Below are 8,547 nucleotides of genomic sequence, written 5' to 3'. Positions count from 1 at the left end.
GCATAAAGGATGGTGTTGGATTTCTTTGAATGAGTTTTTTTGGCGCGCGGGCTGTCCTCCGGTCCGTCACACAAACACAACGCACACTTCCGGCTGCTTGCCCATCAGAAAGGGCAAGGCCGCGCGAGCGGCGCGGCCTTGTAGCTTACGTCATGCAGTTCAACAGCTGGACCTCGCCAATCACACCGACCACCGCACCGTTGTGAACCACGGCAACCGGTTGCCCGGTGGTCTTCTTGAGTTCGGCGACATCGCGTACCGACGCTTCGGGCGGGCAGGACATGGCTTCGGCGAAGGAGCCCGGAATGCTGCCCGGAGGCACCATGATGTCGCGGGCGCGCAGGACGTTCAACGGGTTCATGTGACCGACAAAGGCCGCCACATAGCCGTCGGCAGGCGACTTGACGATCTCTTGCGGCGTGCCGAGCTGGATCACCCGGCCGCCTTCCATGATGGCGATGCGCGAGCCGATCTTCGCGGCTTCGTCAAGATCGTGGCTGACGAAGATGATCGTCCGGTTGAGCTCCTTTTGCAGGTCCAGAAGCTCGTCCTGAAGCCGGTCGCGGATCAGCGGATCGAGCGCGGAGAACGGCTCGTCCATCAAGAGGATCGGTGCGTCGGTTGCAAAGGCGCGCGCCAGCCCGACGCGCTGCTGCATGCCGCCCGACAGCTCATGCACCTGCTTGTCCCCCCAGCCCTCAAGGCCGACCAGCTTGAGCTGGGTCTTCACGCGCTGCTCGCGTTCCCTGGCGCTGACACCGGCAAGCTCCAGACCGAAGCCGACATTTTCGGCAACCGTGCGCCAGGGCAACAGACCGAATTGCTGGAACACCATGGCAATCCGGCGGCGGCGGAGGTGGCGCAGGGCCTCGTCGCCACAGGCCGCCGGATTGACCCAGGCCTCGCCGTCGCGCACATGAACCGCGCCCCGGATGACCGGATTGAGGCCGTTGACGGCGCGCAGGAGCGTCGACTTGCCGGAGCCCGACAGGCCCATCAGCACGACCACCTCGCCCTCGTTGATGTCGAAGGTGGCACCGGCCACACCAAGCACCTGACCGGTTTCCTTCTGGATGTCGGCGCGGGTCCTGCCCGCATCGATCAGCGGCAGCGCGGTCTGGGGCTTGTCGCCGAAAACAATGTCGACGTCCTTGAATGAAACGACTGGAGCACTCATCGTTTGCCTCCTTCAAGCGCATCGGTCCGGAAGAACCGGTCCAGAACGATTGCGATCAGCACGATACAAAGAGCTGCCTCGAAGCCCATCGCGATATCCGCACGGTTCAGTGCGCGGACGATCACTTCCCCGAGGCCGCCAGCCGCGACCAGACCGGCAATCACCACCATCGACAGGGACAGCATGATCGTCTGTGTCAGGCCCGCCATGATTTGCGGCAGCGCGTAGGGCAACTCGACCTTCCAAAGCAGCTGACGATCCGTGGCGCCGAAGGCTTTTCCCGCCTCGATCAGGGGCGTTGGGGCCGACATCACCCCGAGCTGGGTCAAACGGATCGGCGCAGGTATCGCGAAAATGACTGTTGCAATCAGGCCCGGCACCATCCCGAGACCGAACAGGATCAAGGCCGGGATGAGATACACAAAGGTCGGGATCGTCTGCATCATGTCGAGCACCGGACGCAAGGCCTCGAAGAAACGGGGATGGTGTGCCCCGTAGACGCCGACGGGCACCCCTACGGCCATGCAGACGGTTGTGGCGGCGATCACAAGGGCGAGCGTTTCCGTCGTCTCGTCCCAATAGCCCTGGTTGATGATCAGCAGCAAAGCGATGGCCACGAAAATGGTAAAGCCGATTTTCCGGTGAATAGCGTATGCGGCGATTGTGACGATCGCGACCGCAACAAGCGGCGGCGGCGACTGCAAGACCCAGAGAATCCAGTCGATCAGCGCTTCAATGAACCCGGATATGGCATCGAAAACCCAATAGGCATTTGCATCGAGCCAATCGAACGCGGCTTCCACCCGCGCTCCAAAGGGAATTTTGTGTTCGGTGAGCCAGTTCACGCCAGCCTCCGTTCTTGTTTTTATCTGAGCCAATGAAAAAGCGCCGGGGACATGGCCCCAGCGCTTTCACGTTTCAGGCTTGCTTAAAGGCCGAGCGCACTCTTGACCGCCGGAATCCCCTCTTCCTGTCCGTCAAAGGTGGTGACTTCGGCCAGCCAACCCTCGAATGTCGCCGGATGGACCTTGAGCCAGGCGGTGGCCGCCTCGTCAGGCTTCTCCTTGTCATTCAGGATCGCCCCCATGATCTCGTTTTCCATCGGCAAGGTGAAATAGAGGTTTTTCAGGAACTTGCCGACATTCGGGCACTCTTCCAGATAACCGGCACGCACATTGGTGTAGACCGTCGCCCCGCCGTAATCCGGGCCGAAATAGTCGTCACCGCCTGCCAGATATTCGATATCGAAATTGGCGTTCATCGGGTGGGGCGCCCAACCGAGGAAGACGATGTCCTGATCGCGCCTTTCGGCCCGCGCCACTTGCGCCAGCATGCCCTGCTCGGAAGATTCGACCACTTCAAAGCCGCCGAGACCGAAAACATTCTGGTCGATCATGTCGATGATCAGCCGGTTGCCGTCATTGCCGGCCTCGATGCCGTAGATCTTGTCGTCGAGATCGGCGCGGAACTTGGCGATATCGGCAAAGGTCTTCAGGCCCTTGTCATAGGTGTATTGCGGGACGGCGAGCGTGTATTTCGCGCCTTCCAGATTTGCACGCACGGTCTGGACCGAGCCGTCCTCGCGATATGGTGCGATGTCGGCTTCCATGGTCGGCATCCAGTTGCCGAGAAAGACGTCGATGTCGCCGTTTTTCATCGAGGCATAGGTCACGGGAACCGACAGGATCTTGGTTTCCGGCTCGTATCCGAGCGCTTCCAGAACCACGGAAGCAGCTGCCGTGGTCGCCGTGATGTCCGTCCAGCCGACATCGGAGAAGCGCACCGTCTTGCAGCTTTCCGGGTCTGCGGCCACTGCCGTTCCCGCCATTGTCAGACTGAGCGCCACGCCGCCCAAAAGTCTTGCAGCAAGTTTCATGTAACTGTCCCTCCTCGTCATGAATATCTGCGACTATCAGTATCACCCTCTGCGAACGATACAACGGCGCCCATCGGCTAATGCGCGGCGCCGGATTGTTTCCCAATCTTTTCCATATCGAACCATCAGCTTTTCCTTTTTGCAAGTTTTTATTGATTGACTGATCAATTAAAAATAAAACGAAGGCCAGCTAGGAGAGTGACATGCCAAAGATCGGAATGGAGGCGGAGCGGCGGCGCAGCCTGATTTCCGCGACGGTGGAAGCGATCCACGAGCGCGGCTATTGCGACGTGACAGTCTCACAAATTGCCAAGCGCGCCGGTGTCTCCGGCGGTCTGGCACACCATTATTTCGGGTCCAAGGACCAGTTGCTTGCCGAAACCATGCGCCATTTGCTGCGCGAGTTGCGGACCGCCATCCGCAGCCGGGTGGCACGAGCCACAACACCGCGCGCCCGGATTTCGGCGATCATCGAGGGCAATTTCTCGACCGAGCAGTTTCAGCCGGCAGCCATCGCCGCCTGGCTCGCGTTTTATGTGCAGTCGCTGACCACGAGCAGCAACCGCCGTCTGTTGCAGATCTACAGCGCGCGCCTCGTGTCGAACCTGACCCACGACCTGCGCAGCTTCATGAGCCGCGCGGAAGCGCAACGCATAGCGGAAGGCACCGCCTCGATGATCGACGGCGTGTGGATCCGGCAGGCGCTCAGAAACAGCCCGACCGACCGCGAAACCGCGATCCGTCTGGTCGAGGATTATGTCGAAACCCAGATTTGCCAGCATCAGACTGGCGCGGCGTAACCAGCCGCCTTTCAAGGACGAACAAACGAAATGTCAGCCCAGTTCGATTTCATTATCGTCGGCGCCGGTTCAGCCGGTTGCGCGATGGCCTACCGGCTGTCGGAAAACCCTGATAATCGCGTGCTCCTGCTGGAGTTCGGCGGCACGGATGCCGGCCCCTTCATCCAGATGCCCGCCGCCCTGTCCTATCCGATGAACATGTCCCGCTATGACTGGGGGTATGAAAGCGAGCCGGAGCCGCATCTGGGCGGACGCCGTCTGGCCACCCCGCGCGGAAAGGTGATCGGAGGCTCGTCCTCGATCAACGGCATGGTCTATGTGCGCGGCCACGCCTGCGATTTCGACACCTGGGAAGACATGGGGGCAAGCGGCTGGGGCTACCGGCATGTGCTGCCCTACTACCAGCGTCTGGAAACCAGTCATGGCGGCGAACAGGGCTGGCGCGGCACATCCGGCCCGCTGCATGTCCGGCGCGGCACCAAGTGGAACCCGCTGTTCCACGCCTTCAAGGACGCGGGCGAACAGGCCGGATACGGCGTGACGCAGGACTATAACGGCCAGCGTCAGGAAGGTTTTGCGGACATGGAAATGACGGTCCACAAGGGCCGCCGCTGGTCTACCGCCAACGCCTATCTGAAACCGGCGCTGAAGCGCAAGAACATCGAGCTGGTCAAGGGTGCGCTGGTCCACCGGGTCACCTTTGACGGGCAGCGCGCCACCGGCGTCGAATATGAGACCGGCGGCGAGCGCAAGACCGCATCGGCTGCCCGCGAGGTCATTCTCGCAGCGTCCTCGATCAACTCGCCGAAAATCCTGATGCAGTCCGGCATCGGGGCCGCGAGCCATCTGGCCGAACACGGCATCAGCGTGGTCGCCGACCGTCCGGGCGTCGGTGAAAACCTGCAGGACCATCTGGAACTCTACATCCAGCAGGCCTGCACCCAGCCGATCACGCTCTACAAGCACTGGAACCCGATCTCCAAGGCGCTGATCGGGGCGCAATGGCTGTTCTTCAAGACCGGCCACGGTGCGTCGAACCAGTTCGAAAGCTGCGCCTTCATCCGCTCCAGGGCGGGCGTCAAGTATCCGGACATCCAGTATCACTTCCTGCCCTTCGCCGTGCGCTATGACGGCAAGGCGGCAGCCGAAGGCCACGGTTTCCAGGCCCATGTCGGGCCGATGCGCTCCAGGTCACGCGGTCATGTCAAGCTGACCTCCGGAGATCCGCGCGCAAAGCCGTCGATCCTGTTCAACTACATGTCCCACGAGGAAGACTGGGCGGATTTCCGCACCGCGATCCGTCTCACCCGCGAGATTTTCGGCCAGGAGGCGTTTGCCCCTTATCGCGGCAAGGAAATCCAGCCGGGCAGCCATGTCCAAAGCGATGACGAGCTGAACGGCTTCATCCGCGAGCATGTGGAAAGCGCCTATCACCCGAGCGGCACCTGCCGGATGGGGGCATCCGACGACCCGATGGCCGTGGTCGATCCGGAATGCCGCGTCATCGGCGTTGACGGATTGCGTGTTGCGGACAGCTCGATTTTCCCGCAAATCACCAACGGCAACCTGAACGCCCCCTCGATCATGGTCGGCGAAAAGGCCTCCGACCATATTCTCGGCAAGGACCCGCTGCCGGCCTCCAATGCTGAACCCTGGATCCATCCGGACTGGGTCAACCAGCAACGCTGACCGCAAGAACAGTTTACAGACAGGACCATTTACAAATGCGCGCACAACCGACCGCATCGCATTACATCAACGGCGCTTATGAAGACAGCACCGGCGGCGCAGAGCTGGTGTCGATCTATCCGGCGACCGGCGAGACCATTGCAAAGCTGACCGCCGCCACTGACACAACCATCGAAGCCGCCATGGCTGCTGCCGAAGCAGGCCAGAAGGTCTGGGCCGCAACCCCTGCCGCCGAGCGCGGCCGGGTCCTGCGCAAGGCCGCCGATCTCCTGCGGAACAAGAACCGTGAACTGTCGGTTCTGGAAACGCTGGACACCGGCAAGCCCTTGCAGGAAACACTGGTCGCAGATGCTGCTTCCGGCGCCGACTGCCTGGAGTATTTCGGCAATCTCGCAGGCACGCTGACCGGCGAACACATCGACTTAGGCGGTTCCTTCGCCTTCACCAAGCGCGAGCCGCTTGGCGTCTGTGTCGGCATCGGCGCCTGGAACTATCCGATCCAGATTGCGTGCTGGAAGGCCGCACCCGCCTTGGCTTGCGGCAATGCCATGGTATTCAAGCCGTCCGAAGTCACACCCTTGAGCGCGCTGAAGCTTGCCGAAGCCCTGACCGAGGCCGGACTGCCCGCAGGTGTCTTCAACGTGGTTCAGGGCTTTGGCGACACGGGGGCCAGGCTGATTTCCCATCCGAAGGCCGCCAAGGTATCGCTCACCGGCTCCGTTCCGACCGGTTCCAGGGTCGCAAGCCTTGCAGGCGAGCACCTGAAGAAGGTGACCCTCGAGCTTGGCGGCAAGTCCCCGCTGATCGTGTTCGAGGATGCGGATATCGAAAACGCCGTCTCGGCGGCGATCAACGCCAATTTCTATTCGTCCGGCCAGATCTGCTCGAACGGAACCCGCGTGTTCGTTCACAAGAAGATCAAGGACGCCTTCCTGAAACGTCTCAAGGAACGCACTGCAAATGCTGTCCTTGGCGATCCGCTTGACGAAGCCGTCAATATCGGCCCGCTCGTCTCCAGACCGCAGCTCGACAAGGTCCTGTCCTATATGGAGCTGGGCCAACAGGAAGGCGCCACGCTTGTCTGTGGTGGTGGTATGGCCTCCGTCGACAGCCTGCCGGACGGCACGTTCGTTCAGCCGACCGTCTTTGCCGACGTCAGGGACGACATGCGGATCGCACGGGAAGAAATCTTCGGCCCGGTCATGTGTGTGCTTGATTTCGACGATGAAGACGATGTGCTTGCCCGCGCCAACGGCACGGATTTCGGTCTGGCCGCCGGTGTCTTCACAAAGGACATCCAGCGCGCCCACCGGGTGATTGACCGTCTTGAGGCGGGCACCTGCTGGATCAACACCTACAACCTGACCCCGATCGAAATGCCGTTCGGCGGCTACAAGAAGTCGGGCATCGGCCGCGAAAACGGCCACGCCGCGATCGAGCATTACAGCCAGCTCAAGAGCGTCTACGTGGAAATGGGCGGCGTCGAAGCCGCGTTCTGACGTTATGAAATAAAAATGGCGGCGGCTATGTCTATACCCGCCGCCATCACTTTACAAAAACCAAACAGATTCACCGCAAAAATCCAATGCCGGAGCGAGCGCGTTCTGCGCATCCGATAAATCAAACTCGACTGCATGAACTACGGCACCATACTCTTGTGCCACTTGCCCGAACGCCACGTTCGCGAAACTCGGCCGTATATCTCGGAGGACCTGTCTTCTGGTCCATAACGGGTATTCTGTGAGAGTTTTACTCTCCGGTAAACCCGGGGCGGTTCAGGCTGTTTTGCGCAAACACACAGGTATCATACTATTCGCACGTATTGACGGTCGCAAATTTACATCCTAAATGCGCGTGATGATGGAGGCGATGCGCCTCGCTCAATGGAGATTTTATGAAAGAGTCCCGGGCCTAACGCCCGTTCCTGGCGAAGCAAATTCAGGAACTCCAACATTGATAGGCACGCTCACGCGCAAGGCTGAGTGTCCTGTTTCTGTGCTTTCATAAAATCAAGACTTCCCAATGAACATCTCAAAGCACGAACAGCGTGTTTTGCATGAACTCGCCCTTGGCGGGTCCATTCATCATGACCGCCTGGAAAACGGCAAAATCAATGACGTCACTTGTTACACCCGTGATGGTCATGTGTTGGCCGACTGCACTCTCAGCGTTTTCCAGCGCCTTCTTAAACGACGCCTAATCCAGTCAAAGAATGGCCGCCCCTACCGCGTGTCCGCGAGAGGGATCAATTCCGTGTGCGCCCAAATGAACCAAAGATAGGAAAGAACCATGAACCAGGCAGAAATTAGCTCCATCGTGGAAGTTCATCGTTTAGCTTTCGGCAAAGCCGAAGGTGATGACATCGCTCAGCTCGCAAGAGATTTCCTCGATCAAGCCGACACAATCTCGATCAGCGCCAAGCGAGACGGGAAGATCGCGGGCAACGTCATGTTCACACCATTTGTCTTTCGTGATCACCCAGAGACCAAATGCTACCTGTTGGCACCTTGCGGCGTATCACCGGAGTATCAAGGCCGGGGCGTTGGGAAGGAGCTGATGGAAACCAGCATCGAACATCTCAGATCCATCGGAGCGGATGCCGTGTTCGTGTTGGGTGTGCCAACCTTCTATCCACGATACGAGTTTGCACCAACTGATAAGGAGACGCCATATCCGGATCTCTTGACAGTCGCCGAAGCATGGATGGTCCTTGAGTTGTCAGCAGGATCGGTCCAGAAACTGAGCGGCAAGACAACGGCCATCCCTCCGATTATGCACGCACATTGTTGGGACACTTCGAAGCACGGGTAACCCGCTCTTCACACCAAAACCAGGCATTCGACATTCACGTTGAATGTCTGGTTCGTCCGGACGTTGTCACTAGGATCCTATCATCCGCACCCTCACCTCCCTTGCAACCCGGCCCAGCCGGTCGGATCGGGCGCTGGCCGCCTCAACAAGAGGAAAACTCTGACTGTCGCATTTCTATCGGGCTGCGCATGTCG

At 59.9% G+C, this 8,547-nt stretch carries 8 protein-coding genes; 5 read left to right on the top strand and 3 right to left on the bottom strand.

The genetic code is table 11. The features are described from left to right. Nucleotides 1-145: 145 nt before the first annotated feature. From choV to E1297_RS06250, 3 genes are all read right to left on the bottom strand, one after another. On the bottom strand, nucleotides 146-1,177 hold the full coding sequence (gene choV, locus E1297_RS06260) for a choline ABC transporter ATP-binding protein (protein ID WP_155135350.1): 1,032 nt from the start codon (nucleotides 1,175-1,177) through the stop codon (nucleotides 146-148). Beyond that, on the bottom strand, nucleotides 1,174-2,022 hold the full coding sequence (choW, locus tag E1297_RS06255; protein ID WP_368669470.1) for a choline ABC transporter permease subunit: 849 nt from the start codon (nucleotides 2,020-2,022) through the stop codon (nucleotides 1,174-1,176). The genes choV and choW overlap by 4 nt, the downstream gene beginning before the upstream one ends. A gap of 83 nt (nucleotides 2,023-2,105) precedes the next feature. Further along, nucleotides 2,106-3,053 carry a choline ABC transporter substrate-binding protein gene (locus E1297_RS06250; protein WP_155135346.1) on the bottom strand — a complete coding sequence of 316 codons (948 nt, stop codon included), beginning with the start codon at nucleotides 3,051-3,053 and terminating at the stop codon, nucleotides 2,106-2,108. Nucleotides 3,054-3,256: 203 nt separating this feature from the next. On the opposite strand from E1297_RS06250, the gene betI reads away from it, so the two are divergent. The 5 genes from betI to E1297_RS06225 all read left to right on the top strand — a co-directional run bounded on the left by betI (nucleotide 3,257) and on the right by E1297_RS06225 (nucleotide 8,353). Beyond that, nucleotides 3,257-3,853, top strand: coding sequence for a transcriptional regulator BetI (gene betI, locus E1297_RS06245; RefSeq protein WP_155135344.1), 597 nt, complete (start codon nucleotides 3,257-3,259; stop codon nucleotides 3,851-3,853). Nucleotides 3,854-3,883: 30 nt separating this feature from the next. Continuing rightward, nucleotides 3,884-5,542 carry a choline dehydrogenase gene (betA, locus tag E1297_RS06240; protein WP_155135342.1) on the top strand — a complete coding sequence of 553 codons (1,659 nt, stop codon included), beginning with the start codon at nucleotides 3,884-3,886 and terminating at the stop codon, nucleotides 5,540-5,542. Nucleotides 5,543-5,577: 35 nt separating this feature from the next. Then, complete coding sequence (gene betB / locus E1297_RS06235) at nucleotides 5,578-7,041, top strand: betaine-aldehyde dehydrogenase (RefSeq protein ID WP_155135330.1); 1,464 nt, start codon at nucleotides 5,578-5,580, stop codon at nucleotides 7,039-7,041. Between the two features lie 523 nt (nucleotides 7,042-7,564). Next, nucleotides 7,565-7,822 carry a YjhX family toxin gene (locus E1297_RS06230; RefSeq protein WP_155135328.1) on the top strand — a complete coding sequence of 86 codons (258 nt, stop codon included), beginning with the start codon at nucleotides 7,565-7,567 and terminating at the stop codon, nucleotides 7,820-7,822. 9 nt (nucleotides 7,823-7,831) lie between these two features. Next, entirely contained in the window at nucleotides 7,832-8,353 is a 522-nt protein-coding gene (locus E1297_RS06225) for a GNAT family N-acetyltransferase (RefSeq protein WP_155135326.1), read from the top strand. The last annotated feature ends 194 nt before the right edge of the window (nucleotides 8,354-8,547 follow it).

The sequence above is a fragment of the Roseibium sp. RKSG952 genome (genome assembly GCF_009711355.1).
This window is presented reverse-complemented; position numbering and strand designations above follow the sequence as displayed.